The following is a 26,547-nucleotide window of genomic DNA, read 5'->3' as shown; positions in this document are numbered from 1 at the left end:
GCGCAGGCTGGCGAGCAGCTGGTCCTGGCGGCCGATCATGCGTTGCAGGGTGTCCTGCATGGTGCCGAACGCGGTGCGCGCGGCGGCGCTGCCGTCGGCGCTCTGGCTGGCGCTGGAGGCGATTTCCTGGACGGTTGCGGCCATCTGGTCGACGGCGCTGACGACCATCTCCAGGGCTTCCTGCTGCTGGTCGAGGTGGCTGCTGGTCTGCCCGGCGGCATTGAGGATGTCTCCACTGGCGTCGCCTACCGCCTGGCTGGCCTGGCGCAGGCGCTCGATCACCTGGCGCCAGGCGCCGGCCATTTCGTGCAGGGCCTGCATCAGGCCGCTGTTGCCGTCGCCGTCGCTGGGCAGGCTGAGTTCGCCGCCGGCCAGGCGCTGGGCGAGGGCGGCCATGTTCTTCGGCTCGCCGCCGAGCGGGCGCATCACGCTGCGGCTGACCAGCCAGGTGCCGACGGCGACGCCGGCCAGGGTCAGCAGGCCAAGCAGGAGCATCTGCCACATCAGCTTGCGCACCGGGGCGAAGGCCTGGTCCTGGTCCATCTCCGCCACCATCGCCCAGCGCAGGCCGTCGAGGTTCAGCGGGACGAAGGCCTTGAGCGCGGTCTGGCCGCTCAGGCCGGCTTCGGTCGCGCGGCCCTGCTCGCCGCCCAGGGCGCGCTCGGCGGCGTGTCCCGGCAGTGCCAGGGGCTTTTCGCCGGTGCGGGGCACGTGATGGTCGGTGAAGCGGACCGAGTCCGAGCGCAGGCCGCCGTCAGTGCCCACCAGGTAGGTCTCGCCGGCTTCGCCCAGGCCCTGGCGGCTCTGCATGACGCGGTTGAGCTCGCTCAGCGGCAGTTCCAGGACCAGCAGCAGTTGCAGCTTGTCGTTGCTCATGACCGGCGCGGCCAGCCATTGCACCGGCTCCTTGTCGTCGAGGCCCGGCTCCAGGTCGCTGATCTGTGCCTTCTTGCTGTCCAGCGCGGTGCGCACGAAGTGGCCGAAGGGCGTGTCGCGCCAGTTCGGGGTGTTCATGTTCTGCTGGTAATCGGCGCCGCGGTTGAGGCTGAACACCACGGTGCCGTCGCTCGCCACCAGGCGCAGTTCGCGGTAGCCGAAGGTCTTGCTGAAGTTCTCGAAGATCGGCTTGTCGTAGTTGGCCGAGGTGACCAGGGCATCGTTGTCCAGCCCGGCGTAGTTGGAGCTGAGGTTGCTGGCGAGGCTGGCGAGCTGGTTGTGGCGGGACTGCCAGCTGTCCATCAGTTGTCGTTGCTTGATGCTGGCGACGGCTTCCAGGGCGTTCAGGCTCTGTTCCTCGAGCGCCTGGCTGGCTTGGCGGTAGACCACGACGGCCATGACCAGGACCGGGATCAGGCCGATCAGCAGAAAACTCAAGGCAAGCTTGGCGCGCAACGACATGTCTGGGATCCCTGTAGGTCGATTCTTGTTGGGTAATTCGTCAAATATTCTGCAAGAAGCGTGCGAATTCCTTTACGTGCGTCAATAAAAATGAGCAAACCGTTCGCTTATCTGTTCACTTTCCCTGGCGAAGTCGCGAATTCGCTGGGCTGCACGGGAAAGCGCCATGAGCATGGCGGGCGGCCGGGGGCAGCAGGAAGGGTCGCCGGTGGATTGGCGTTTGCACCATGGAAGTGCTCCGCGGAGCGTCACCGAGCATCGAGTGTGCAGAGGGGCGTCACTGGGCGTAACGCTTGCGGGCCCGCAAACAAAAAAGGCGAAGCCTCGGGGCTTCGCCTTTCTTCATCACCGATGGTTTCAGTGGTGCTTGCGCGGTACCGGCTTGAGCAGCTCGGTGGGCGGCATCTCGCAATTGATCTTGCGGCCGAGCAGCTCTTCGATCGGCGGCAGGGCGAAGGCGTCGTCCTCGCCGGCGAAGCTGATCGAGGTGCCGGTGCTGCCGGCGCGGCCGGTACGGCCGATGCGGTGCACGTAGTCGTCCGGATCTTCCGGCAGGGTGAAGTTGATCACGTGGCTGATGCCGTCGACGTGGATGCCGCGGCCGGCGACGTCGGTGGCGACCAGGACGCGGATCTTGCCCTCGCGGAAGCCTTCCAGGACCTTGATGCGCTTGTGCTGCGGCACGTCGCCGGACATCTGGGCGGCGCTGATGCCGTCCTTGGTCAGCCGTTCCTCGATGCGACGGACTTCGTCTTTGCGGTTGGCGAAGACCATCACGCGGGTCCAGTCGTTCTGCGCGATCAGGTTGTACAGCAGCTTGTACTTGTCGCTGCCGGCGACGGCGTAGACGTGCTGCTCGACGGTGTCGCTGGCGACGTTCTCCGGTTCGATCTCGACGATCGCCGGGTCGACGGTCCACTGCTTGGCCAGGTTCATCACGTCATCGGTGAAGGTGGCCGAGAACAGCAGGGTCTGGCGCTCGCCCTTGAACGGGGTCTGGCGGATGATCTGGCGGACCTGCGGGATGAAGCCCATGTCGAGCATGCGGTCGGCTTCGTCCAGCACCATCACCTCGACCATGTCCAGGTGCACCTCGCCGCGCTGGTTGAAGTCCAGCAGGCGGCCGGGGGTGGCCACGAGGATGTCGCAGAAGCGCGATTCGAGGGTCTTGAGCTGTTTGTCGAAGTCCATGCCACCGACGAAGCTCATGACGTTCAGGCCGGTGTACTTGGCCAGGCCTACCGCGTCCTTGGCGATCTGCACCACCAGCTCGCGGGTCGGCGCGATGATCAGCGCGCGCGGCTCGCCCATGTAGCGCTCTTTCGGCGGCGGGGTCTGCAGCAGCTGGGTGATGATCGAGATGAGGAACGCGGCGGTCTTGCCGGTGCCGGTCTGGGCGCGGCCGATGGCGTCCTGGCCCTTGAGGGTGAAGCCCAGCACCTGCGCCTGGATCGGCGTGCAGTAGGGGAAGCCCAGGTCGTGGATGGCGTGCATCAGACGCGGGTCGAGGTTGAAGTCGTGGAAGCGGGTCTTGCCTTCGGCCGGCTCGACTACGAAATCTTCCAGCTTCCAGTTATCCACCACCGGGGCCTTGGGCTTGCGCTCGCGACGCGGTTTTTCGGTTTTCTCGACCTTTTCGGTCTTTTCGCGCGGCTTGTCGGCTTGCTCGGCCTTGTTCTGGCGTTCGCCACGCGGCTTGTCGGATTTCGGGGCTCGCGGCGCCTTCTCGGTACGTTCGCCTTCGGGGCGGGGAGCGCGGGGTTTGCGCGGACGCTGCTCGGCGTCCTGACTGGCAGCGGCGGGGGCTGCGGCGGGGGTTGGCGTGGCGGCGGGCTGCTCGCCCTCGCCCTTGCCGAAGATTTTCTTGAGTGCTTTGAGCACGGTGATCTCGTGGTGGTTAAGGAATGAACGGCCGCCAGTGTAAAGCAAGTTGCCAGCCGGACGAAATCTGCGTAGGCCCGGCGCGTGCCGGGATCAGCCGCAGAGGCGGTTGCGGCCGCGCTGTTTGGCCTGGTAGAGGGCGCCATCGGCGCGCAGCAGGAGGTTCGGCAGGCTTTCCTGGTTGCGCATCTGCGCAAGGCCCAGGGAGACAGTGACGCCAGGCTGCACGCCGAGCGGGGAATAGAAGGAGCCGATCTGTTCCAGGCTCAGCCGCAGGCGCTCGCCGATACGCCGCGCTTCGTCGCTGGCGACTTCCGGGAGGAGGATGACGAATTCCTCGCCGCCGAAGCGCGCCATGCTGTCCTTGGGCCGCAACTGGCCACGCAGGGTGTGCGCGACCAGGCACAGTGCATAGTCGCCGGCCAGGTGGCCGTGGCGGTCGTTGTAGTCCTTGAAGTGGTCGACATCGAGCATCAGCAGCGACAGCGGTTGCTCGTTGAACGCGCAGCGGGTGCTCTCGCGGTCGAAGACGTGCTCCAGCCAGCGTCGGTTGAACAGCCCGGTGAGGGTGTCGATGTTGGCGTTCTGCTCGGTGTTGAGGATGATCCGGTTGCCTTCGCGAACCCGCTCGCAAAGCATCGCCAGCAGGTTCTGCATGAGCTCCGGGGATCGCTGGAACAGGCTCAGCAGGGCTTCGCGGTGCAGGCGCAGGACGGTGGTCGGCTCGGTCGCCACCACATAGGCCGAAGGATGATCGTGGTCGATGAAACTGATCTCGCCGGCGCACTCGCCGACCTCGAGGGTCGATACCGGGGAATTGTCGAGGGAGCCGAGGTACACCTTCAGCTGCCCGCTCATGACCATATAGAGGTAGTTGTTGCGGTTGAAGGGCGACAGCAGCACTTCGCCCTGCTCGAGTTCGCAGGCGCGAAAGTCCTTCAGCAGGCACTGCAGGCTGGCGCCGGCGACGTTCTGGAACAGACGAAGCTGACGCAGCTGCTGGATGTCTTGCTGCCAGGCCACCGCTTTCATGGCTGGCGCGGGAAGATGAGCGTTCCGGGACAATGCACGACGACGACTCTCCGTAGTCCGTGGGCATATCGGGAACTTCAGTATTAATGAGTTTTGCGTACTGGCAATTCACTGGCCGGGAAGCCCGACCAGCGGTCAGGCTCCCCGGATGACTAGGCGTCGAGCAGTTCCAGGTGAATTGCATAGGCGCTCAGGCGTTGGCTGATAAGCAGGCGTGACGCGGCGTCCAGCCCGGCGACGAACAGCCGCGCCTTCTGTCCGTGACGTTCGTCGGCGACCACCTCGATGCGTGGTGCGGGCGAGAGGTCGCGGGTTTCGTCCTCGAACACGCGGCGAATCGCGTCGAAGCGCAGCGCCGGCTTGAAGGTCTTGCCCACCGCCGTCACCGGCAGGGCGTCCAGCAGCCAGATGTCCTTGGGCACCGCAGCGCGCTCGGGCACATGCTGGGCGGCGTGCTCCAGCAGTTCCTCGATGCTCGCCTGCATGCCCGGCTTGAGCTGGATATACGCGACCGGCAGCTCGCCGGCCTTGGCGTCTGGCTTGCCCACGGCAGCGGCCATGGCCACTGCCGGGTGGCGATGCAGGGCCTCTTCGATCATCTGCGGATCGATGTTGTGGCCGCCGCGGATGATCAGGTCCTTGCTGCGCCCGGTGAGCCAGATGTAGCCGTCGGCGTCGATGCGCCCGAGGTCGCCGGTGTTGAACCAGTCGCCGTCGACCCAGATGTCCTTGTTCTTGCTGGCCTGCAGGTAGCCCTTGAACACGGTTGGGCCGCGCAGGCAGATGGTGCCGATCTCGTCCGCGGCGGCGTCGCGCAGGTAGCGGCCGTCGCTGTCGAGCACCACGGACTTCACCTGGCAGTAGGGCAGGCGCAGGCCGATGGAGCCTGGCCGGCGTTCGCCGCCACGCGGATTGCAGCTGGTGCCGCAGGTGCCTTCGGTCATGCCGTAGCCTTCGATGACCTTCAGCCCCGTCTTGGTTTCGAACTGGCGGATCAGCTCGACCGGCATGGGTGCCGCGCCGCACAGGGCGAAGCGCAGGCTGGAGAGGTCGTGCGCGTCGCTGGGCACCTGCAGCAGGGCGGCATAGATGGTCGGCACGCCGCTGAAGCTGCTGACCTTGTAGCGCTCCACCAGTTTCCAGAAGTCCTGGATCAGCGTCGGGTTGCGATAGCCCTGGGGGCCGGCGAGCAGCACCTGGGCACCGCGGTGGAAGGGCGCGAGGCCGGTGACCATCACGCCGTTGACGTGGAACAGCGGCAGCCCGCAGAGCAGCACGTCGTCCGGGGTGTAGTCGGCGTTCAGGCCCATGATCTCGGCCATGGCCACTTCGTTGGCGTGACTGTGCGGCGCCAGCTTGGGTGTGCCGGTGGTGCCGCCAGTGTGGAAATAGGACGCGACATCCTCGCCGTGGATGACCCGGCCGCTTTCCAGGCGGTCGTCCGGGCAGGCGGCGAGCAGTTCGTCGAAGTCGAGTACGCCTTCGGGCAGCGGCCCACGCTGCGCCTTGAGCGCCGCGCGCTGCGGCTCGGGCAGGAAGTTGGCCAGGTCCACGGTGACGATGGCGCTGAGTTCGGGCAGCTCGTGGCGCAGGGCGGCGACCTTGTCCCAGAGATCGGTGCCGGGGAAGGGCGCCAGGGTCACCAGCACCCGCGAGTCGGACGCACGCACCAGTTCGGCGATGTGTTCCGGATCGAGCAACGGGTTGATCGCGTTGACGATGCCGGCTGCCTCGCCGCCCCAGATAACGTAGTGGGTCTGCGGCAGGTTGGGCAGCAGGAAGGACACCGCCGTCCCCGGGCGCACGCCCAGGCGGTGGAAGGCGTTGGCAGCCTGGGTGACGCGGGCGAACAGCTCGGCGTAGCTGACCCGCTGCGGCTCCTCGGCGGCGCTGCCGTGCAGCAGGAAGTGCAGGGCGGTGCTTGCTCCATGGCGCTGCGCGGAGCGCTGCAGCAGCTCGTAGGTGCTGGCGGGCAGGCCGCGGTCTTCCAGGGGAATGCTTTCCAGGGCTTCGATGTCACGCAGGTTGGCAACGCTCATGGCTTTCCTTCTTATCGAATGCGGAGGGTCACAGGCGCTCGCGCAGCCAGGCGCCGATGTCGCCGATCTCCTCGTTGCTGACTTCGTGGGCCATCGGGTAGTCGTGCCATTGCACGGCGACGCCCCGGGCCTGGAGGAAATCGTGCGCGGCGCGGCCCATGGCGGGCGCCACAACGTCGTCGTAGGTACCATGCAAGCAAAGCGCCGGCAGGTGTTTTTTCGCTTCCGGCAGCTGTATCTCGCTGCTGAATGTCGGGCCATAGGTGGACAGCGCCATGACGCCGCCCAGCTCGCCCTGCCAGCGCAGGTAGCCGGTGTGCAGCACCACTGCGCCGCCCTGGGAGAAGCCGGCGAGAATGATCCGCTGCGCCGCGATGCCTTGCGCGATTTGCTCTTCGACGAGGGCGATGACGCTGTCGGCCGAGGCTTCCAGCTGTGCTTCGTCGATGGCGCGGGCCGGCGCCATGGCCTTGATGTCGTACCAGCTCGGCACCGGCATGCCGTTGAATACCGTCACCGGGCGGGTCGGCGCCTGCGGCAGGATGAAACGGGTGCTCGGCAGTATCCGCTGCAGCATGCGCGCGACCGGTTCGAAGTCGTAACGGTCGGCGCCCAGGCCGTGCAACCAAATGACGCACGCATCGGCCGCTTGGGTGGGTTCCAGTAGCAAGGGTTGGCTCATGGGGGCTCCAGGATAGGGCGACTGCTCCAATGGGGAGCGTCCGCCGAGAAAAACGAAAGTTGAATCTGCGAAAAGGATGTCGCATTGCCATAACTTTGCGGCTTGACCTTTCGCAATTCGGCCGCGGCGACCCGTTCTGGTATGGGCCTTGCTATGCCAGGCACCAGGCCTGGCCGTGCCGCGCCGGCGTAACACTGTATCCGACCCCCATCCGGAAGCCAGTGTCGTCGGCGCGGCACGACGGCCCATTGAACAGGCCGCTGTCGCAAGGGCGGCCCCCGAACGTGTCCGTTCCGCGTCATCCGCGGACGACGGCAGTCCGAGCGGTGCTTGCGGGACGTATCCGCAGAGCCGGCTAGACTGACCTGAGGTTTCCACTTCGTACGCAGGATTCGGAATGATCCTGCAGCCGCCTCACAAGGGCGGGTGGGCCGGGACTCCAACACGAATAAAAGCAACTGGAGGTGATCGATGAAGATGGTGAAATCCACTCTGGCGGTACTGACCGCCCTGAGCGTGCTGGGTATCAGCAGCTTCGCCCAGGCCGGGGCTACCCTGGACGCGGTGAAGAAGAAAGGCTACGTGCAGTGCGGTATCAGCGACGGCCTGCCGGGCTTCTCCTACGCTGACGCCAAGGGCCAGTACCTGGGCATCGACGTCGACGTCTGCCGCGGTGTCGCCGCAGCGGTGTTCGGTGATGCCAGCAAGGTCAAGTTCAGCCCGCTGACCGCCAAGGAGCGCTTCACCGCCTTGCAATCCGGCGAGATCGACGTGCTGTCGCGCAACACCACCTGGACCAGCTCGCGCGACAGCGCCATGGGCCTCGACTTCACCGGCGTGACCTACTACGACGGCCAGGGCTTCCTGGTGAACAAGAAGCTCGGCGTGAGCAGCGCCAAGCAGCTCGACGGCGCCACCGTGTGCATCCAGGCCGGCACCACCACCGAGCTGAACCTGTCCGACTACTTCCGCTCGAACAACCTCAAGTACACCCCGATCACCTACGACACCTCCGACGAGAGCGCCAAGTCGCTGGAGTCCGGTCGTTGCGACGTGCTGACTTCCGACCAGTCCCAGCTCTACGCACAACGCATCAAGCTGGCCAAGCCGGATGACTATGTCGTGCTGCCGGAAGTGATCTCCAAGGAGCCCCTCGGCCCGGCCGTGCGCCAGGGTGACGAGGAGTGGTTCGACATCGTTCGCTGGACGCTGTTCGCCATGCTCAACGCCGAGGAAATGGGCATCGACTCGAAGAACGTCGAGGACATGGCCAAGACCTCGAAGAACCCCGACGTCAATCGCCTGCTGGGCGCCGAAGGGGACTACGGCAAGGACCTGAAGCTGCCGAAGGACTGGGCGGTGCAAGTCGTCAAGCAGGTCGGCAACTACGGCGAGATCTTCGAACGCAACGTTGGCCAGGGCAGCGATCTTAAGATCAAGCGCGGCCTCAACGCCCTGTGGAACAAGGGTGGTCTGCAGTACGCACCGCCGGTGCGTTGATCCCCCAAAGCCGGCGCCCGGAGTCTGGGCGCCGGCCCTGTTTCGAACGACGTGAAGTCCCCCGCGCGGGTACGGGCGTAGCCCCGTTTCCGCGTGGGCGTCTTCCGAGAGGGCATTCATGGATAATTCCGCCAAAGCCCGGCGCCCACGGGGCTTTTCGCTCAGCGATCCCGCCTTTCGCGCCTGGGCCTTCCAGATCGTCGCCGTCGTCGCCGTCGTGGCGTTCGGCTGGTTCCTCTTCGACAACACCCAGACCAACCTGGCCCACCGTGGCATCCAGTCCGGTTTCGGGTTTCTGAACAACAGCGCCGGCTTCGGCATCTCGCAGCACCTGATCGACTACAACGAGTCCGATACCTACGGGCGGGTGTTCTTCGTCGGTCTGCTCAACACCCTGCTGGTGACCGTGATCGGCATCGTCTTCGCCACCCTGATCGGCTTTGTCCTCGGCGTCGCCAGGCTGTCGCCGAACTGGCTGATCCGCAAGATCGCCACGGTGTACATCGAGACCTTCCGCAACATCCCGCCGCTGCTGCAGATCTTCTTCTGGTACTTCGCCGTGCTCGCGCAATTGCCCGGGCCGCGGCAGAGCATCAGCTTCGGCGACCTGCTGTTCTTCAACAACCGGGGCATGCAGATGCCGGCGCCGCTGCCGACCGAGTCGGCCCCGGCGTTCTTCATCGCGATCCTCCTTGCCCTGGTCGCCTGGGCCGTGCTCTGGCGTTGGGCCAAGGTGCGCCGGCACGCCACCGGCAAGACCTTCCCGGTGTTCCTCACCGGCCTCGCCACGCTGATCCTGCTGCCGCTGCTGACCACCCTGGTGGTGGGCGTACCGGTGCACTGGGACGTACCCGTGCTGCAGGGCTTCAACTTCCGAGGCGGCTGGGTGGTGATCCCGGAACTGGTGTCCATCGTCCTGGCGCTGTCGATCTACACCGCGGCCTTCATCGGCGAGACGGTGCGCGCCGGCATCCAGGCGGTCAGCCACGGCCAGACCGAAGCCGCCGGCTCCCTCGGCCTGCGCCCGGGCCAGACCCTGCGCCTGGTGATCATCCCGCAGGCGCTGCGGGTGATAGTGCCGCCGCTGACCAGCCAGTACCTGAACCTGGCGAAGAACTCCTCGCTGGCCGCCGGCATCGGCTACCCGGACATGGTCTCGCTGTTCGCCGGCACGGTGCTCAACCAGACCGGCCAGGCCATCGAGACCATGGCCATCACCATGAGCGTGTACCTCGCCATCAGCCTGAGCATTTCGCTGCTGATGAACTGGTACAACAAACGCATCGCGCTGATCGAGCGATAGGAGGACATCGTGGCTACTCATACCTTCAAGCCCGATCTGCCGCCGCCGGCGATGAGCGTCGGGGTGATCGGCTGGCTGCGCGCCAACCTGTTCTCCAACTGGTTCAACACGGTGCTGACGCTGGTCGGCATCTACGTGATCTGGCTGGTAATCCCACCGCTGCTGCAATGGGCGCTGTTCAAGGCCGACTGGGTAGGCACCTCGCGCGCCGACTGCTCCCGCGAGGGCGCCTGCTGGGTATTCATCAGCACGCGTTTCGGCCAGTACATGTACGGCTTCTACCCCGAGGCGCTGCGCTGGCGGGTCGACCTCAACGTGCTGCTGGTGATCGCCGGCGCCGCACCGCTGTTCCTGCGCGGCTTCCACTACAAGTTGAAGTACGGCCTGGCCTACCTGCTGGCGCTGCCGCTGGTGTCCTTCTGGTTGCTGCACGGCGGCTTCCTCGGCCTGGAGACCGTGGCGACCAACCAGTGGGGCGGGCTGATGCTGACCGTGGTGATCGCCGCGGTGGGCATCGCCGGCGCCTTGCCGCTGGGCATCCTGCTGGCCCTCGGGCGGCGCTCCAAGCTGCCGGCGATCAAGGTCCTGTGCGTCACCACCATCGAGTTCTGGCGCGGCGTGCCGCTGATCACCGTGCTGTTCATGTCGTCGGTGATGCTGCCGCTGTTCCTTCCCGAAGGCATGAACCTCGACAAGCTGCTGCGGGCCATGGTGATGGTGGTGCTGTTCGAGGCCGCCTACATCGCTGAGGTCGTGCGCGGCGGCATGCAGGCCATCCCCAAGGGCCAGTACGAGGCGGCCGCGGCCATGGGCCTGGGCTACTGGCGGATGATGGGCCTGGTGATCCTGCCGCAGGCGCTGAAGCTGGTGATCCCGGGGATCGTCAACACCTTCATCGCGCTGTTCAAGGACACCAGCCTGGTGATCATCATCGGCCTGTTCGACTTCCTCAACAGCATCAAGCGCGCCACCGCCGACCCGGCCTGGCTGGGGATGTCCACCGAGGGCTACGTGTTCGCCGCCCTGGTCTACTGGGTTTTCTGTTTCAGCATGTCCCGCTACTCGCTGCACCTGGAGCGCAGGCTGGACACTGGCCACAAGCGTCGTTAGGAGTTCGTCATCATGTCTGAAGCCAGCAAGAAGAGCGCACCCGCCGTCGGCGATCACGTGATGATCGAGATGAAGGGCGTGAACAAGTGGTACGGCCAGTTCCACGTGCTCAAGGACATCAACCTGACCGTCAAGCAGGGCGAGCGCATCGTGCTCTGCGGGCCGTCCGGTTCGGGCAAGTCCACCACCATCCGCTGCATCAACCGCCTGGAGGAACACCAGGCTGGCAGCATCGTCGTCGACGGCATCGAGATGACCAACGACCTCAAGCAGATCGAGTCGATCCGCAGCGAGGTCGGCATGGTCTTCCAGCACTTCAACCTGTTCCCGCACCTGACCGTGCTGCAGAACTGCATCCTCGCGCCCATGTGGGTGCGCAAGATGCCCAAGCGCGAGGCCGAGGAAGTCGCCATGCACTACCTGCAGCGCGTGCGCATCCCCGACCAGGCGCACAAGTACCCGGGCCAGCTCTCCGGCGGCCAGCAGCAGCGCGTGGCCATCGCCCGCGCGCTGTGCATGAAGCCGAAGATCATGCTGTTCGATGAACCGACCTCGGCGCTCGACCCGGAAATGGTGAAGGAAGTGCTCGACACCATGATCGGCTTGGCCGAGAGCGGCATGACCATGCTCTGCGTGACCCACGAGATGGGCTTTGCCCGCACCGTGGCGAACCGCGTGATCTTCATGGACAAGGGCGAGATCGTCGAACAGGCCGCTCCCGACCAGTTCTTCGACAACCCGCAGTCCGACCGCACCAAGCTGTTCCTCAGCCAGATCCTCCACTGAGCCTCGCGCACGGGCGGAGCCGATGGCTTCGCCCGTGCGCGAAATTTCCTCGCGCTCGCTCGTCAGTGCCGCTTGGCGCTTGTACCTTCCCTGGGCGTATCCTGAGCGTTCGCGCCGCTGGCGCGCTTCCCTGGCATCCGTACTAAAAAGACCGGTGAACTCGGTCGTCGGATTGCTGTTCCGATACCCTGCGGAACCGCCGTGGAAGGCCACGGATGGGCTATACGTTCAGATAGCTCGAATCGCCGCCTGACTGAAGAGATGTGCCTGTGAACCTGATTCTTCCGCCGCTCAACCTGAGCAAAGCCAAGGCCTGGAGCGCCCACGCGGTGACGTCCAGCGGTGTCATCCTGGCCATGCTGGCGCTGCTCGCCGTGGTCGACAACCGCCCGCAAGCCTGCCTGCTGTGGCTGGGCGTCGCGCTGCTGGTGGACGGCCTGGACGGCACCCTGGCGCGCAAGTTCGACGTCAAGGCGGTGCTGCCGCACTTCGACGGCTCGACCCTGGACCTGGTGATCGACTACCTCACCTACGTGTTCATCCCGGCGATCTTCATCTACCGCTATATCCCGCTGCCGGTGCACAGCGAACTGCTGATCGTCGGCGTGATCCTGGTGTCGTCGCTGTTCTGCTTCTGTAACGTCAACATGAAGAGCCACGACAACTACTTCGTCGGCTTCCCGGCCGCCTGGAACGTCGTCGCGGTGTATTTCTTCGTGCTGGGTTCGGGCCCCTGGGTGAACGTGGTCACCGTGCTCTTGCTGGCGGGCCTGACCCTGACCCGCATGAAGTTCCTGCACCCGTTCCGCGTGCGCCAGTTCATGCCGCTGAACATCTCGGTGACCTTCGTCTGGATGCTCAGCAGCGCGCTGCTGATCGTCCAGCAGCCGGTGGACCAGACCTGGCTGCTCTGGCTGTGGTTCGTCGCCTCGGCCTATTTCGTCGGCATCTGCCTGTGGCGCACTGCGGTGGCCAAGGTGGTGCTGGTGGAACGCGACTGAACTGAACCCCCACCCTCGTAGGAGCGGACCTTGTCCGCGATTCGCGCGCATGGCGCGCTCCTACAGGGGGGAGATTCGCGGATGAATCCGCTCCTACAGGATCAGCCCGCCCCGCCCTGCAATCCTTACCCCCGCGCCAACCGCCGCTGCCGATAAGCCCCCGGGGATTCCCCGCACAAATGCTTGAACAGCCGCGCGAAGCTCGCCCGGTCGGCATAGCCCACTTCGTTGGCGATGCGCTCCAGTGAGCGCGCCGGGTCGGCCAGCGCTTCGCGAGCGGCGTCTATGCGCAGGCGTTGCAGGTATTCGTTGGGCGTCATGCCCAGTTCGGCGCGGAAGCGCCTGAGCAGCGTGCGGCTGGAGCAGTGCGCGCGTTGCGCCATGGATTCCAAGTCGATCGGCTCGGCGTGACGCTCATGCAGCCAGTCGAGCAAAGGCGTCAGCGGCGTGCGCTGTGGCTCCGGTAAAAGCGGGACATAGCGCGACTGACTCCCGCGCGCCTCATCGAACACCAGGGTCGCAGCCACCTGGCGCGCCAGGGCACGACCGCCGTGCAGGGCGATCAGGTGCAGGCACAGGTCGAGTCCGGCCTGGGCGCCGCCGGAGCAGAAGCGCGCGCCGTCCTCGGTGCACAAGGAGTCCGCTTCCAGTTGCACGGCGGGATAGCGCTGGCGGAAGTCATCGGCCAGCGCCCAGTGGGTGGTGGCGCGGCGGCCGTCGAGCTGGCCGGCCTCGGCGAGCAGGAAGGCGCTGCTGCACAGGCTTCCCAGCGGCTGCGTCGGTTGGCGCTGGCGCAGCCAGGCAAGCAGCGACTCGTTTGCGGTGAGCATCGCCGGAATGTCGCTGCCGGTGGCGGGGATCAGCAGCAGCTCGCGTTCGCTCACCGAGGCGAGATCGCCATCCACCGCGATGCTGGCGCAGGACAGGCCGACTTCCGCGCCATCGGCACTGACCCGGCGAAGTTGGAACAACCGGCGCCGGGCCAGGCGGTTGGCCAGCTGCAGGCTGTCGAGGGCGAGCCCCAGGCTGGAGAGCACGGTTTGCGGGCAGACGTAGAGGGCGATGGAGGGCATGGCGGGTGGACGCTTTGTCGGTATAGGCCACAATGTTGTCGATAATGACAATGGTGTCCAGCGCCGAGCGCGCCGGATAATCGCCGCACCCACCTGACCGCGAGCACCGCCATGGCCCACCCCAACGCCGAACTGATCCGCCGCTTCTACCAGGCTTTCCAACGCCGCGACGGCGACGCCATGGCCGCCTGCTACGCGCCTTCCGTGCGTTTTCGCGATCCGGCCTTCGGCGAGCTGAAGGGCCCTGCGGCGGGCGACATGTGGCGCATGCTGACCTCGCGTGCAGCCGACCTGCGCCTGGACTTCGACCAGGTCTGGGCCGACGACCTCCATGGCGGCGCGCAATGGGTGGCGCACTACACCTTCAGCCAGACCGGCCGTCCGGTGGTCAATCGCATCCGCGCCTCGTTCGAGTTCGAGAACGGCCTGATCGTCCGCCATACGGACGACTTCGACTTGTGGCGCTGGGCCCGCCAGGCGCTGGGCGCCAAGGGCCTGCTGCTGGGCTGGGCACCGCCGGTGCAGGCGGCCATCCGCCGCCAGGCGCTGAAGGGGCTGGCGGCCTTCCAGGGCAAGACGGCGCGCGGCTGAGTCGCGCCCGGCGGATTCGCCGGGGTAGCCGGCATGGGCTTAAATGACTGGCGATACCGAGCAGGAAGCCAGCCATGATCACTCTTTTCCAGTTCCCGCCCGCCTTCAACGTCCCCAACGTCAGCCCCTTCTGCCTGAAGCTGGAGACCTTCCTGCGCCTGTCCGGTCTCGAGTACCAGGTGCAGCACCTGTCCGATCCGCGCAAGGGGCCCAAGGGCAAGCTGCCGTTCGTCAAGGTCGATGGCCAGACCCTCGCCGACACCGAGGTCATCATCCGCGAACTGCAGGACCGCTATGCGCTGGACCTGGACGCCGGCCTCGACGCGCGGGGGCGCGGCTGGGCGGTTTCGATCACGCGCCTGTGCGACGAGCACCTGACGCCACTGCTGGTGTACTTCCGCTGGCTGGAGGAGGCCGGCTGGCGGCAGGTTGCACCGGTGCTCCTGCGCGATGTGCCGGGACCCGTCCGGCCGCTGGTCGGGGTGCTGATCCGTCGCAAGATCCGTGGCGAGATGCGCGGGCGCGGCCTCGACGCGCACAGCCGCGACGAGTTGCTGACCTTCGCCCGCCAGGACCTCGACGCGCTCGACGGCATGCTCGGCGACCTGCCGTACTTCGGCGGTGCGCAACCGTGCAGCGCCGATGCCGCCGCCTATGGGATACTCGCCAACCTCATCCTCAGCACCCTGGAAACGCCCTTGAACCACATGGCGCGCGAATACGAACGCTTGGTCGCCTACAGCGAACGCATGCAGCAGCGGGTCTGGACATGACCCAGGCCGAGCCCAAGCCCTGGTTCGTCTATCTGGTGCGTGCCGAAAACGGCGCGCTCTACTGCGGCATCAGCGACGACCCGCAACGGCGCTTCGAAGCGCATCGCAGCGGGCGCGGCGCGCGTTTCTTCCATTCCAGCCCGGCGCAGGCGCTGGTCTACGTCGAAGCCTGTGTCGGCAAGGGCGACGCGCTGCGCCGCGAACGCGCGATCAAGGCCCTCGGCAAGCCCGCCAAGGAGCGACTGGTGCTGGCCGGCGCGGCCTGGGCCATCAGCCAGGCGGATAGCCAGCCATAGCTTCGACCGGGTAGGACGGGCACGGCAGGCGGAGTAAGCTCTAGGGCCCCTCAACGCCGGCCGACGGAGCCCTGCATGTCCGAGCTGATTCTGCATCACTACCCGACTTCCCCCTTCGCCGAGAAGGCCCGCCTGCTGCTGGGCTTCAAGCAGCTGTCGTGGCACTCGGTGCAGATCCCGCCGATCATGCCCAAGCCCGACCTGATGGCGCTCACCGGCGGCTACCGCAAGACACCAGTGCTGCAGGTCGGTGCCGACATCTACTGCGACACCTCGCTGATCGCGCGCCGCCTGGAGCAGGAAAAGGCCACTCCGGCGCTGTTCCCCGAAGGCCAGGAGTTCAGTGTCGCAGCCTTTGCTGCCTGGGCCGACTCGGTGCTGTTCACCCACGGCGTGAGCCTGGTGTTCCAACCTGAATCCATCGCCGTGCGCTTCGGCAAGCTGCCGCCGGAATTCGTCAAGGCCTTCGTTGCCGACCGCAGCCAACTGTTCAGTGGCGGCAGCGCCACGCGCCTGCCGGCCGAACAAGCCCGGCAGCAGTGGCCGGTATTCATGGCGCGGCTGGAGCAGCAACTGAGCCGCGAGGAGGGCGATTTCCTCTTTGGCGAGCCGTCGCTGGCGGACTTCGCCGTGGCCCATGTGCTTTGGTTCGTGAAAGCCACACCGGTGACTTCGCCGCTGGTCGATGCATATCCAGCGGTGGCGGCCTGGTTGGGTCGCGTGCTCGGCTTCGGCCATGGCGCGCCGGTGGAGATGAGCGGCGAGCAGGCCATTGCCGTGGCCCGCGACAGTCAGCCGGCCGCCCTGCCGGACGAACCCTTCAGTGACCCGAACGGCTTCCAGGCCGGCCAACACGTGGCGGTGGCGGCGACCGACTACGGCGTCGATCCGGTGGAAGGGGAGCTGCTGCACGTGGGCAGCGAAGAAATCATCCTGCGCCGCGAAGACCCGCGCGCCGGGGTGGTGCATGTGCACTTCCCGCGCGTCGGCTTCCGCATCGAGAAGCGCTGATCGCGGTATTCGACCCTGACCTAGGGCGTACAACCGTTCGCGGTTGTACGCCGATACACGGGGCGGGTCGACAACTTCGTGGTTGAGTTCGAAGTGCCCTGGCCGGTGCTTCGTGGCCGAATCCGGCGCGGCGCCGAACCATGGCCAAACGGCGGATAGGTTTGAACGTTATTCCCTACGCTAGGTGTGGCCGTCGCGAGATGCTTACTGCGGCGTTTCAGCTGATTCTGCAACCGAGTCGGCAGGCTGTGGATGATGAGCATGTTGCGGATGCAGTCATAGAAGGCGCATGGAACCTGACTTATCATTTCAATTGTGGGGGCGACCCCAAGAGACTTTTTCGTAGTTCGATTTACTGTGAGGGCAACTGCTTTGGCGATCAGTCTATTGGCCGCACGATGAAACAGTGCTCCCGAGTTTTTTGCAGTTTGGCTTGTGTTTCGATGCGAAGAGCATCATGAGAAAGCTGTCTTGACGGTGGGTGCAGTCGCCCTGGTTAAAATACTGAATTTGTCACGCTTGGTGCATCTCAAGAATGTCTGTTGAATCCATGGCTAATGTTCTTGCTGTAGTGCGGCGGCTCGGAATGTCGATTGCACTTTTTCTGGTCCTTCCCCTGTTGTTCCTCCTTGTATATATCGAATGGCTGCACGCGCCCACAAATGCTTTTGCAGTTCACCTGCGCGTGGTTGCTGAGATAGCAGTAGCCATGGCAGGCATTCGGCTCTTGATCGGCCTGTTGCCGGTCGGAATCTTGCTTAGGCGAGTCCTAGCATCCGTAATGATCGCCTGCGTGCTCTTTGGTTTTATCGCCTTGTATGCCGGAGCTTTTGTTGGGATGAAATTTTGGGGGCGAGTGGCCTCGGTACAGCTGCTCTCTACTTACGTGTCACAGGGGCCAGAAACCCTAAAAGCATTGGGTATCAGCCTTTATGGGGTCGCGGGTGCCATTGGCGTCCTGTTCTTATTGATCGCAATTGCAGTATTCTGGTATTTAAAAAAATATGATTGGGTTTCGGCTTCTCGAGAGACATTGTCTCCCGCAACATTGGGAATAGTGACTGCGGGTTTGCTGTGTGTTTTTGCTATTTATGTGGCCTCATTCGAGGCTCAGGGTTGGGCTAGGGAGGCGGAGCCGTTAAGCCTGGCATTGTTTCCCGGACAAGGGGAAGTGGGAGCGCAAAGCCATCATATGAATTTCATGCGAATGGCTGAGTTGCAGAAAGGACAGGATGCTTCTCGTACTTCGTACGTTCCCAGCGTTGATGCACACAGAAGTAATGTCGTTCTGATTGTTGTCGACGCATTCCGTGCGGATCATCTCTCCTTGTTGGGCTATCGGACCAGGACGACCCCAAATTTAGAACACCTGAGGTCTCAGGGAACGATGACTGTGGCAACGTCAGCGGTAGCGGTATGCAACGAGTCATTCTGCGGTCTGCGTGGCTTTGCGAGTTCCCAGTCTGTTGCCAATCAGGCAGAGCGCCCATTTACAATGCATGAGGTTTTGAAGAAATACGGATATAAAGTTAATCTGATTCTCTCTGGTGATCATACGCATTTCTATGGTTTGTCCCATATGTATGGGCAGGTCGATAGCTATTTTGATGGTGCCTCTCAGCGGGGGCGCTATGTAAATGATGATCGACTTCTGCTAGATCATCTGGATGCGCAGCCGAAATGGGACGGAACTCCCGTCATGTTTCAGTTTCATCTGATGTCGTCCCACCCTCTTGGCCTGCGCTTTGATGAGACGCCGGAGTTTGGTCCTGGACGAGCCTATGTGCTGGAGCATGGGACCTCCGCCCAGGCAGTCAAATCCGCCGTTAATTATTATGATAGAGGTGTTCTTCAGGCCGATACGGTTATCTCGGAACTGTTGAGTAAACTAAAAGCGCTTGGATACCTCGAGGATGCACTGGTCGTCATTACTGGAGATCACGGCGAGTCGCTGGGTGAGCATGGGCTGTACACCCATGCTCAGAGCGTCTGGGAAGAGTCCTTGCGGGTTCCGTTCTTATTGATGTCCTTCGGACAGGCCGATCCCGTTTCGTTACTTCCTGCTAAAGAGATTTCACAGGTCGATATTGCACCGACGCTGCTTCACGCGCTTGGAATGAAGGTTCCGGATAGCTGGGAGGGAGTTGCACTCCAGGTGCCTTACAATCGTCGCTACATCGATTTTCAACAGAATCAATTTCTGGGCTTGATCGATACGCAGTCAGACGCGCTCTACAAGTTCTGGATAGATACCCGTTCCGGACAGAAATTCACTTTTAGTTTGGTGTCTGCCGATAAAGAGAAAACAGATGTCACGGGACAGGTTCCAGCAGCGCTTCAACGTGAGTGGCGTGAATATTTGATCAAACAGTCGGCAACGTTGCCGGTTGATGCTCATCTGGGTTTCTGAGGCCGATTGATATCGTCGGCTGAACAGATTGCTACCCCTTGCAAGGGACAGCGTGCCGTCCGAAGAGCAGAAAGCGGGATTTGATCTCTAGCGACATAGCCACAAGAAAATGCATCAAGAGATGGGCTTTCTTGTGGCAGTGAACGCCAATCAGTCCTTCCGGCGCTTGAGCTGATCCTGCAACTGCGTCGGCAGGCCGCGGATGATCAGCATGTCGCGCTCTTCGTCGTACTCCACCTTGCTGCCCAGCAGGTGGGCCTCGAAGCTGATCGACAGCCCCTCGGCGCGGCCGGTGAAGCGGCGGAACTGGTTGAGGGTGCGCTTGTCCGCCGGGATCTCCGGCGCCAGGCCGTAGTCTTTGTTGCGGATGTAGTCGTAGAAGGCGCGCGGGGCCTGTTCGTCCATCAGCTCGGAGAGCGCGTCCAGGGCCATCGGCTCGCCGATCTTGGCCTGGCTGGTGGCGTAGTCGACCAGCACGTCGGTCTTCTCGCGGGCCTGCGCTTCGGGCAGGTCCTCGCTTTCCACGTAGTCGCTGAAGGCCTTGAGCAGGGTGCGGGTCTCGCCCGGTGCGTCGACGCCTTCGGTGCAGCCGATGAAGTCGCGGAAGTAGTCCGAGACCTTCTTGCCGCCCTTGCCCTTGATGAAGGAGATGTACTGCTTGGAGGTCTTGTTGTTGCGCCACTCCGAGCAGTTGATCCGCGCCGCCATGTGCAACTGGCCGAGGTCGAGGTGGCGGGAGGGCGTGACTTCCAGCGCGTCGGTCACCGCCACGCCTTCGCTGTGGTGCAGCAGGGCGATGCTCAGGTAGTCGGTCATGCCCTGCTGGTAGTGGCAGAACAGCACGTGGCCGCCGGTGGAGAGGTTGGACTCTTCCATCAGGCTCTTCAGGTGCTCCACCGCCTGCTTGCTGAAGGCGACGAAGTCCTTGCCGCCGTCCAGGTACTCGGCCAGCCAGCCGCTGAACGGAAAGGCGCCGGACTCCTCCTGGAACAGGCCCCAGGCCTTGTTCGGCTTGGCGTTGTAGCTCTCGTTGAGATCGGCCATGAGGTTCTCGATGGCCTGGGAATCGCCCAGTTCGGCGTCGCGCGCGTGCAGCGTGGCGGGGTTGCCGTCGGGCTTCTTGTCGATCAGGTGGACGATGGCGTGACGAATCGGCATCTCGGGCTCGGCTCAGGACGTGGGGCAAAGCCGCCAGTTTACCCGAGCTCGTGGCGTATTGCCGCTCAGGCCGCCGAGTCGCGCGGCAGGTTTTCCCGTTCGCGGCGGTTGCGACGCAGCTGGCGCAGGCGGCGGATCACGTAGTTCAGGTGCAGGTGCAGTTCGTACAGCTCGTTGTAGTACGACAGCGGCACTTCGACGCGCGACAGCTCGGCCTCCAGCTTTTCCAGGCGCTCGATCTCGCGGGTCAGCTCGGCGCTGCCGGTGTGTTCGTCCAGGTGCCGGTCGATCTCGCGCAGGAAGCGATACCAGCGGTAGATGCGCGCACGGATGCGCCAGCGGTACAGCGGCCCGACCGACTTGAACAGCGGAATGAGGATGGCGATGAAGGGAATCAGCAGGACGATGTAACGGTCGGCCAGCGAGGCGATGCGGAACGGCAGGAAGCGCTGCAGCAGCGGCAGGCCGCTCTTGTAGTAGCGCTCGGCGTCCTCGGCCAGGCGCAGGGTGTGCGGCTCGGCGCTGGGGAAGGCGCCGGGCGCGTCGAGCAGGGTGCCGGGCTTCATCACCTGGCGCGCGGCTTCGAGGATCAGCGGCGTGAGCGCCGGGTGGAAGTTGTCGTTGACCACCAGCGTAGCGAGCGGCGAGAGGGTGACGAGATTGCGGTGGGGCACGTTCTGTTGCAGGTTCAGCAGGCCCTCGCCCAGCTCCACGTGCTTGAGGAACGGCAGGCGCGCCTCGTAGGCGGCGGCGCGGCGGAAGCCGGCGAGCATCAGCGCGGGACTGGCGGCCAGGCGCTGGATCAGCGGGTTCTCCGCCGGGCCGACGAAGAAGGCCGCGTCCAGGCTGCCGGCAAGCAGAGCGGAGGCGGCGATGTCGCTGCCGCTGGCCTGCCAGCCGGGTGGGTAGTGCGCGGCGTCGATGCCGTTGGCCTCGAGCAGCGCCGCGGTGATCGCCTCGGTGCCGCTGCCCGGCGAACCCAGGGCGACGCGCAGGTTCAGCAGGTCGGTGAGCTGGTCGATGCTCACGTCACGGCGCTGGAACAGCCACAGCGGCTCCTGGAACATGGCGCCGAGGCTGCGCAGCTTGTCGCGTTGCTGCGGCTCGAACTGGCGTTCCTGGCCGCTCTGCACGAGGCCGATGTCGATGCCGCTGTGCTCGTCCAGCAGCCGCTCCATGTTCTGTCGCGAGCCGGCGCTGGGCACCAGCTTCAGCTCGAAGCCCTGCTTGGCCAGCTCGACCTTGAGCTTGTTGGCGAAGGCCACGTAGCCGCCATCGGCCACGCCGGTGGTCATGGTCGCGGTCATCGGGGCGGGCGGCGCGACGAAATAGAAGACCGCGAACACCAGCGCCGCCAGCACCGGGACCACCCACAGGTTGGCGCGGACCAGGATGGCGAGGTCGCGCAGCATGTTGATCAGGCGTTGCATGGTGTCCTGTCCGACTCGGCTCTTGCTGAAAAGATAGCCAGCCGCGCGCGGGCTTTCCTCGCCGGGTATCATCGGCGCCCTTGAACGGCATTCGGGACAGCAGGCGCATGCGCATCCTCCACACCTCCGACTGGCACCTCGGCCAGCACTTCATGGGCAAGAGCCGCGAGGCCGAACACCGCGCCTTCTGCCGCTGGCTGGTGGAGCAGGTGCGCGAGCACGCCGTGGACGCGGTGCTGATCGCCGGCGACATCTTCGACACCGGCGCGCCGCCCAGCTACGCCCGCGAGCAGTACAACCGCTTCATCGTCGAGCTTCGCGAGACTGGCGCGGCGCTGGTGGTGCTCGGCGGCAACCACGACTCGGTGGCGATGTTGGAAGAGTCGCGCGAGCTGCTGGCGGTACTCGGCACGCGAGTTGTCGCGGCCGTAGGTACGGACCTCGACCAGCAACTGCTGGTGCTGCCGCAGCGCGACGGCACGCCCGGCGCGCTGCTCTGCGCGATCCCCTTCCTGCGCCCGCGCGACCTGCTGGCCAGCCAGGCCGGGCAGAGCGCACAGGACAAGCAACTCGCCCTGCAGCAGGCCATCCAGGCGCACTACCAGGCGCTCTTCGCCCTCGCCGAAGCCAGGCGCGCGGAGCTGGGCGGCAAGCTGCCGATCATAGCCACCGGGCACCTGACCACCGTGGGCGCGAGCGCTAGCGAATCGGTGCGCGAAATCTACGTCGGCAGCCTTGAAGCCTTCCCCACTACGGCCTTCCCCCAGGCTGACTACATCGCCCTCGGACATATCCACAGGCCGCAGAAGGTCGGCGGCCTGGAGCACATCCGCTATTGCGGCTCGCCGATCCCGCTGAGCTTCGACGAGGCGCGGCAGACGAAGGAGGTGTTGCTGGTCGACCTCGACGAGAACGGCCTGCGCGCCGTGACGCCGCTGCCGGTGCCGTGCTTCCAGCACTTGCAATCGCTGGCCGGCAACCTCGAAAGCCTGCCCGCCGCGCTGGCCGAGGCCGCGCGCCTGGGCTCGGCGGAGCAGCCGGTGTGGCTCGAAGTGCTGGTGCGCGAGGACGACTACCTCAGCGACCTGCAGGTACGCATCGAGAAGCTCTGCGCCGAATTGCCGGTGGAAGTGCTGCGTACCCGCCGTGAGCGCGGCAACCAGCAGGCCGGGTTGTTCAGCGAAGCGCGCGAGACGCTCGACGAGCTTTCCGCCGAGGATGTCTTCGAACAGCGCCTGGACGCCGAGACCCTGGAGCCGCCGCTGCGCCGGCAACTGACCGGGTTGTACCGCGAAGTCGTCGCCGAGCTGAGCGAGGAGCAAGCCTGATGCGCATCCTCAGTCTGCGTCTGAAGAACCTCAACTCGCTCAAGGGCGAGTGGAAGATCGACTTTTCTGCCGAGCCATTCCGCGACAACGGCCTGTTCGCCATCACCGGGCCCACCGGCGCCGGCAAGACCACACTGCTCGACGCCATCTGCCTTGCGCTCTACCACCGCACGCCGCGGATGAACACGCTGTCGCAGAGCGGCAACGAGCTGATGACCCGGCACACCGCCGACTGCCTCGCCGAGGTCGAGTTCGAGGTGAAGGGCCAGCGCTACCGCGCCTTCTGGAGCCAGCGCCGCGCCCGCGACAAGATCGATGGCGCGCTGCAGGCGCCCAAGGTCGAGCTGGCGCGCATCGACGTGGCTGGCGGTGAGGGCGAGATCCTCACCGACAAGATCAACGACAAGCTGCGCCAGACCGAACAACTCACCGGCCTCGACTTCGGCCGCTTCACCAAGTCCATGCTGCTGGCCCAGGGCGGGTTCGCCGCCTTCCTCGAAGCCAACGCCAACGAGCGCGCCGAACTGCTGGAAGAGCTCACCGGCACGGAAATCTACGGGCTGATCTCGCAGCGCGTGTTCGAACGCACCCGCGAGGCCCGCGCCAGCCTCGACCAGCTGCGCGCACGCGCCGAAGGCATGGAGCTGCTGAGCGTCGAACAGCGCGCGGAGCTGGAAGCCGAGGCTGAGCGCCTGCTGGCCGAGGAACAACCGCTCAACCAGCGCCAGCAGGACCTGCAGGCTCAACGACGTTGGCGCGAGGACATGACGCGAGCTGAACAGCAGCGACAGCAAGCGCTGGAGCGCGAGAGCCAGGCGCGCCTGGCATTGGAAAACTCGTCTGCCGACCTGCAACGCCTGGCCGCCAGCGAGCCGGCGGCGCGCCTGCAACCGTTGCACCAGGGCTGGTCCCAGGCGCAACAACGCGCTGCACAGGCACAAGGGGCGCTGGAAGATATCCAGCGCCAGCAACGGGACAATGCCGAGAAGCTTATCCGCAGCCTCTGGCAGGCCAGCCGCCATGCCTTGCAACTCCGCGAGCAGCGGCAGGGCGCGTTGGAGCATCTGGTCGAGCAACGCCGGCAGGTTCAGCAGCAACTGGCCGAACAGCCGCAGCGTTCGCGTCTCGGAGAGCTGCTGGGCGGTTGGAAAGTGCAGTTCGAGCTGCGCGAGCAACTGCGCGGTGAGCACGCCGGCGCGCAGTCGCGTTTGCAGGAGGCCAGCCTTAGCATCGAATCCCTCGACGCGAAGTTGGCTGCGCAGCGCGCGGCCCTGGCCACGGCTGAGCAACAGCTGAATGCGGCACGCGAAGCCGAGACGCAACGCCAGCAGGCGTTGCAGGTGCTGCTGGGGGAGGGCGGCGAGTCCGGCCTGCGCGAGCATTGGCAACGTCTGCAACAGCAGGCGCGGACCCTCGATCGCCTGGAGCAGATCGCCGACGCTCGCCAGCAGGGCGCCGCGCAGGTCGCCCGCCTGCAGCCGCAACTCGACGCCTTGCAGCAGCGACAGCAGCAGAAGAACGGCGAAATCGCCGCGCTGCGCGAGCGCTACAAGACGCTGAAGCAGCAGGTCGCCGACAAGGAAAAACTGCTCGAACAGGAACAGCGCATCCAGGCCCTGGAGGCCTATCGCGCGCAGCTGCAGCCGGGCGAAGCCTGCCCGCTGTGCGGTTCCCACGAGCACCCGGCCATCGCCAGCTACCAGGCGCTGGACGTCTCTCAGACTCGCCGCGATCTGGACGAATGCAAATCCGCCCTGGCCGCGCTGGAAGAGCAGGGCAAGGCGCTGGCCGGTGAGCTCGCGCGCCTGGAGGCCCAGGCAGAACAGGCCCGCCAGCAGCTCGACCAGAGTCACCAGCAACAGCAGCAACTGGATGCCGATTGGCAACGTCTGCTCGCCGAGCAGGCCCTGCAGATCGCCGACGTGGCCGCGCTGAATGCGGCACGGCAGGCACAGGAAACGGCCCTGGCGCAGGTCCAGGAACGGCTCGCCGCTGTCGATGCCGGCAAGGCCGAGCTGCAACGCGCGACTGCTGCTCGCGAAGCCAGCGAGCGCAATCACGGCAGCGCGCTCCAGCAGCAGGCTCTGTTGCAGCGCGATCTGGAGAACGCCCGTCAGCGCCTTGCCGAGCAACAACATCGCCTGGCGCAGGTGCAGGCCCAGGAAGAGCAGCAGGCCGGCGTTCTGCTGGCCGCGCTGGACGGCTTTGCCGATGCCTTGCCGAATGACGCGGCAAGCTGGCTCGCCGCGCGCGAACAGGAGTGGCGCGACTGGCAAAAACTCCAGCAGCGCGACCAGCAGTTGCAGGCGAGCGAGAGCGAGGCGCGCACCGCGCTCGGCGAGGCCGAAACCCAGGCCGCGCAGTGGGCGGCACGTTGGCAGGCCAGCGGCGAGCAACCCCTGCCGGAGCCGGCGCCCGCCGATGATCCACAGCAAGCAATGGAAGCAGCGGCCAGTGCCTTGGCCGAGGCGCAGCGTCAGGCTGATGCGCTGGGCGGGCGCGAGCAGAGCCTGGCGGCCCAATTGGAGCAGACGCGCGCTCAAGCAGCTGACAGCGAAAGCACGTGGCAACGTGCGCTGGAGGAGAGCCCCTTCGCCGACCTGGAAGCCTTCCTGGCTGCGCTGCTGGACGACGCAGAACGTGCAAGCCTGGCCGACCTCAAGGCGCGCCTCGACACCGCGCTGACCGAAGCCATCGCCTTGCGCGCGGCGGCCGAGGAAAGCGAGACACGGCTGCGCGCCGAGCCGCGCACCGAGCTGGCGTTGGCCGAACTGGACGAGCAGTTGCAGGCCCTCGCCGTACAACTTCGCGAACTCGGCCAGCGCCAGGGCGAAGTGCGCGCACAGTTGCTGGGCGACGATGCGCGTCGCGCCAGCCAGCAGGCTCTGTTCGCCGAGATCCGGGCGCAGGAGGAAAGCCATGATCTCTGGCAGCGCCTCAACGGATTGATCGGCTCGTCCGACGGCGCCAAGTACCGGCGCTTCGCCCAGGGCCTGACCCTCGATCACCTGGTGCATCTCGCCAACCGCCAATTGCAGCGCCTGCATGGCCGTTACCAATTGGCGCGGCGCAGCGAAGGCGAGCTGGAGCTGGAGGTGGTCGACACCTGGCAGGGCGACGTCGCCCGCGATTGCCGCACGCTGTCCGGCGGCGAGAGCTTCCTGGTCAGCCTGGCGCTGGCCCTGGCGCTGTCCGACCTGGTCAGCCACAAGACCAGCATCGATTCGCTGTTCCTCGACGAAGGCTTCGGCACTCTCGACGGCGAGACCCTGGAAGTCGCCCTCGATGCCCTCGACAGCCTCAACGACAGCGGCAAGACCATCGGCGTGATCAGCCACGTCGAGGCGCTGAAGGAGCGCATCCCGGTGCAGCTGAAAGTGCACAAGGGCGTGGGCATGGGGTACAGCCGGCTGGATGCACGCTTCGCGGTGAAGCCCTGAGGCGATGCGGCGCACCCGCCCCGGGTGCGCTGACTTGCAATCGAGGCAACCCGATATAGGCTCAAGGGCGCACTCTTCGCCAAGAAGGTCATGCGCAGGGAGTGCGTCCGGCTCGTCCCATGCCGCCATGCGCGGCGCACCCAGGGGCGGCATCCACAGACCCCGGAGGTGATCGAAGATGAAGAAATCCGCAGCCACCGCGAAGAAACCGGCGGCCGCCAAACCCGCCGCGAAACCGGCCGCCAGCAAGGCCGCTGCGAGCAAACCCGCTGCCAAGCCTGCCGCTGCCAAACCGGCTGCGAAGG

Annotated in this window: 19 protein-coding genes; 12 read left to right on the top strand and 7 right to left on the bottom strand. The window is 65.3% G+C overall.

Features of this window, described 5'->3' with window-relative positions; translation table 11 throughout:
- Window positions 1-1,755: 1,755 nt before the first annotated feature.
- The 4 genes from rhlB to ACA097_RS07585 all read right to left on the bottom strand — a co-directional run bounded on the left by rhlB (window position 1,756) and on the right by ACA097_RS07585 (window position 7,032).
- On the bottom strand, window positions 1,756-3,279 hold the full coding sequence (gene rhlB / locus ACA097_RS07600) for an ATP-dependent RNA helicase RhlB (RefSeq protein WP_043249503.1): 1,524 nt from the start codon (window positions 3,277-3,279) through the stop codon (window positions 1,756-1,758).
- 93 nt (window positions 3,280-3,372) lie between these two features.
- Window positions 3,373-4,311, bottom strand: coding sequence for a GGDEF domain-containing protein (locus tag ACA097_RS07595; protein WP_043249504.1), 939 nt, complete (start codon window positions 4,309-4,311; stop codon window positions 3,373-3,375).
- Window positions 4,312-4,463: 152 nt separating this feature from the next.
- Complete coding sequence (locus ACA097_RS07590; protein ID WP_371369479.1) at window positions 4,464-6,350, bottom strand: acyl-CoA synthetase; 1,887 nt, start codon at window positions 6,348-6,350, stop codon at window positions 4,464-4,466.
- Between the two features lie 28 nt (window positions 6,351-6,378).
- Window positions 6,379-7,032 (bottom strand): alpha/beta hydrolase, encoded by a 654-nt coding sequence (locus ACA097_RS07585; protein WP_371369477.1) that lies wholly within the window; start codon window positions 7,030-7,032, stop codon window positions 6,379-6,381.
- Window positions 7,033-7,503: 471 nt separating this feature from the next.
- On the opposite strand from ACA097_RS07585, the gene ACA097_RS07580 reads away from it, so the two are divergent.
- The 5 genes from ACA097_RS07580 to pcsA all read left to right on the top strand — a co-directional run bounded on the left by ACA097_RS07580 (window position 7,504) and on the right by pcsA (window position 12,732).
- Window positions 7,504-8,532, top strand: a complete 1,029-nt coding sequence (locus tag ACA097_RS07580; RefSeq protein WP_043249507.1) for an amino acid ABC transporter substrate-binding protein — start codon at window positions 7,504-7,506, stop codon at window positions 8,530-8,532.
- A 118-nt stretch (window positions 8,533-8,650) separates the two neighbouring features.
- Window positions 8,651-9,835, top strand: a complete 1,185-nt coding sequence (locus ACA097_RS07575; RefSeq protein WP_043249508.1) for an amino acid ABC transporter permease — start codon at window positions 8,651-8,653, stop codon at window positions 9,833-9,835.
- Between the two features lie 9 nt (window positions 9,836-9,844).
- Window positions 9,845-10,945: an amino acid ABC transporter permease gene (locus ACA097_RS07570; protein ID WP_043249509.1), complete on the top strand. Its 1,101-nt coding sequence runs from the start codon at window positions 9,845-9,847 to the stop codon at window positions 10,943-10,945.
- Window positions 10,946-10,957: 12 nt separating this feature from the next.
- Window positions 10,958-11,731 (top strand): amino acid ABC transporter ATP-binding protein, encoded by a 774-nt coding sequence (locus tag ACA097_RS07565; RefSeq protein ID WP_043249510.1) that lies wholly within the window; start codon window positions 10,958-10,960, stop codon window positions 11,729-11,731.
- Window positions 11,732-11,994: 263 nt separating this feature from the next.
- Window positions 11,995-12,732: a phosphatidylcholine synthase gene (gene pcsA, locus ACA097_RS07560; protein ID WP_156957987.1), complete on the top strand. Its 738-nt coding sequence runs from the start codon at window positions 11,995-11,997 to the stop codon at window positions 12,730-12,732.
- Window positions 12,733-12,857: 125 nt separating this feature from the next.
- Here pcsA and ACA097_RS07555 read toward each other — a convergent pair whose 3' ends face one another.
- Complete coding sequence (locus ACA097_RS07555) at window positions 12,858-13,805, bottom strand: GlxA family transcriptional regulator (protein ID WP_371369473.1); 948 nt, start codon at window positions 13,803-13,805, stop codon at window positions 12,858-12,860.
- A 111-nt stretch (window positions 13,806-13,916) separates the two neighbouring features.
- Between ACA097_RS07555 and ACA097_RS07550 the strand changes: the two genes are divergently transcribed.
- From ACA097_RS07550 to ACA097_RS07530, 5 genes are all read left to right on the top strand, one after another.
- On the top strand, window positions 13,917-14,396 hold the full coding sequence (locus tag ACA097_RS07550; RefSeq protein WP_371369471.1) for a nuclear transport factor 2 family protein: 480 nt from the start codon (window positions 13,917-13,919) through the stop codon (window positions 14,394-14,396).
- 74 nt (window positions 14,397-14,470) lie between these two features.
- Complete coding sequence (locus ACA097_RS07545; RefSeq protein WP_043249515.1) at window positions 14,471-15,169, top strand: glutathione S-transferase family protein; 699 nt, start codon at window positions 14,471-14,473, stop codon at window positions 15,167-15,169.
- Window positions 15,166-15,465, top strand: a complete 300-nt coding sequence (locus ACA097_RS07540) for a GIY-YIG nuclease family protein (protein WP_371369469.1) — start codon at window positions 15,166-15,168, stop codon at window positions 15,463-15,465. Before ACA097_RS07545 ends, ACA097_RS07540 begins: the two co-directional genes overlap by 4 nt.
- Window positions 15,466-15,540: 75 nt before the next feature.
- A complete protein-coding gene (locus ACA097_RS07535) occupies window positions 15,541-16,476 on the top strand; it encodes a glutathione S-transferase family protein (RefSeq protein ID WP_371369467.1) in 936 nt (311 codons plus the stop codon).
- Between the two features lie 535 nt (window positions 16,477-17,011).
- Entirely contained in the window at window positions 17,012-18,886 is a 1,875-nt protein-coding gene (locus ACA097_RS07530) for a sulfatase-like hydrolase/transferase (protein ID WP_371369465.1), read from the top strand.
- A gap of 150 nt (window positions 18,887-19,036) precedes the next feature.
- On the opposite strand, the gene yejK is transcribed toward ACA097_RS07530, so the two are convergent.
- Window positions 19,037-20,044, bottom strand: a complete 1,008-nt coding sequence (gene yejK / locus ACA097_RS07525) for a nucleoid-associated protein YejK (protein WP_371369463.1) — start codon at window positions 20,042-20,044, stop codon at window positions 19,037-19,039.
- 65 nt (window positions 20,045-20,109) lie between these two features.
- Complete coding sequence (locus ACA097_RS07520) at window positions 20,110-21,474, bottom strand: TAXI family TRAP transporter solute-binding subunit (protein ID WP_371369461.1); 1,365 nt, start codon at window positions 21,472-21,474, stop codon at window positions 20,110-20,112.
- Between the two features lie 107 nt (window positions 21,475-21,581).
- Here ACA097_RS07520 and sbcD point away from each other — a divergent pair, with 107 nt between their 5' ends.
- Together sbcD and ACA097_RS07510 are read left to right on the top strand one after the other, a co-directional pair.
- Entirely contained in the window at window positions 21,582-22,802 is a 1,221-nt protein-coding gene (gene sbcD / locus ACA097_RS07515; RefSeq protein WP_371369459.1) for an exonuclease subunit SbcD, read from the top strand.
- On the top strand, window positions 22,802-26,242 hold the full coding sequence (locus ACA097_RS07510) for an AAA family ATPase (RefSeq protein ID WP_371369456.1): 3,441 nt from the start codon (window positions 22,802-22,804) through the stop codon (window positions 26,240-26,242). Before sbcD ends, ACA097_RS07510 begins: the two co-directional genes overlap by 1 nt.
- Window positions 26,243-26,547 lie beyond the last annotated feature (305 nt).

The organism is Pseudomonas sp. QL9, from assembly GCF_041409665.1.
In the GTDB taxonomy this organism is placed as follows: Bacteria; Pseudomonadota; Gammaproteobacteria; order Pseudomonadales; family Pseudomonadaceae; genus Pseudomonas; species Pseudomonas knackmussii.
This window is presented reverse-complemented; position numbering and strand designations above follow the sequence as displayed.

Coding starts and splice junctions, on each gene's coding strand:
- ACA097_RS07595 (WP_043249504.1), bottom strand. CDS start 4,311: ATGAAAGCGGTGGCCTGGCAGCAAGACATCCAGCAGCTGCGTCAGCTT.
- ACA097_RS07590 (WP_371369479.1), bottom strand. CDS start 6,350: ATGAGCGTTGCCAACCTGCGTGACATCGAAGCCCTGGAAAGCATTCCC.
- ACA097_RS07585 (WP_371369477.1), bottom strand. CDS start 7,032: ATGAGCCAACCCTTGCTACTGGAACCCACCCAAGCGGCCGATGCGTGC.
- ACA097_RS07580 (WP_043249507.1), top strand. CDS start 7,504: ATGAAGATGGTGAAATCCACTCTGGCGGTACTGACCGCCCTGAGCGTG.
- ACA097_RS07575 (WP_043249508.1), top strand. CDS start 8,651: ATGGATAATTCCGCCAAAGCCCGGCGCCCACGGGGCTTTTCGCTCAGC.
- ACA097_RS07565 (WP_043249510.1), top strand. CDS start 10,958: ATGTCTGAAGCCAGCAAGAAGAGCGCACCCGCCGTCGGCGATCACGTG.
- ACA097_RS07555 (WP_371369473.1), bottom strand. CDS start 13,805: ATGCCCTCCATCGCCCTCTACGTCTGCCCGCAAACCGTGCTCTCCAGC.
- ACA097_RS07550 (WP_371369471.1), top strand. CDS start 13,917: ATGGCCCACCCCAACGCCGAACTGATCCGCCGCTTCTACCAGGCTTTC.
- ACA097_RS07545 (WP_043249515.1), top strand. CDS start 14,471: ATGATCACTCTTTTCCAGTTCCCGCCCGCCTTCAACGTCCCCAACGTC.
- ACA097_RS07540 (WP_371369469.1), top strand. CDS start 15,166: ATGACCCAGGCCGAGCCCAAGCCCTGGTTCGTCTATCTGGTGCGTGCC.
- ACA097_RS07535 (WP_371369467.1), top strand. CDS start 15,541: ATGTCCGAGCTGATTCTGCATCACTACCCGACTTCCCCCTTCGCCGAG.
- ACA097_RS07530 (WP_371369465.1), top strand. CDS start 17,012: ATGTCTGTTGAATCCATGGCTAATGTTCTTGCTGTAGTGCGGCGGCTC.
- yejK (WP_371369463.1), bottom strand. CDS start 20,044: ATGCCGATTCGTCACGCCATCGTCCACCTGATCGACAAGAAGCCCGAC.
- ACA097_RS07520 (WP_371369461.1), bottom strand. CDS start 21,474: ATGCAACGCCTGATCAACATGCTGCGCGACCTCGCCATCCTGGTCCGC.
- sbcD (WP_371369459.1), top strand. CDS start 21,582: ATGCGCATCCTCCACACCTCCGACTGGCACCTCGGCCAGCACTTCATG.
- ACA097_RS07510 (WP_371369456.1), top strand. CDS start 22,802: ATGCGCATCCTCAGTCTGCGTCTGAAGAACCTCAACTCGCTCAAGGGC.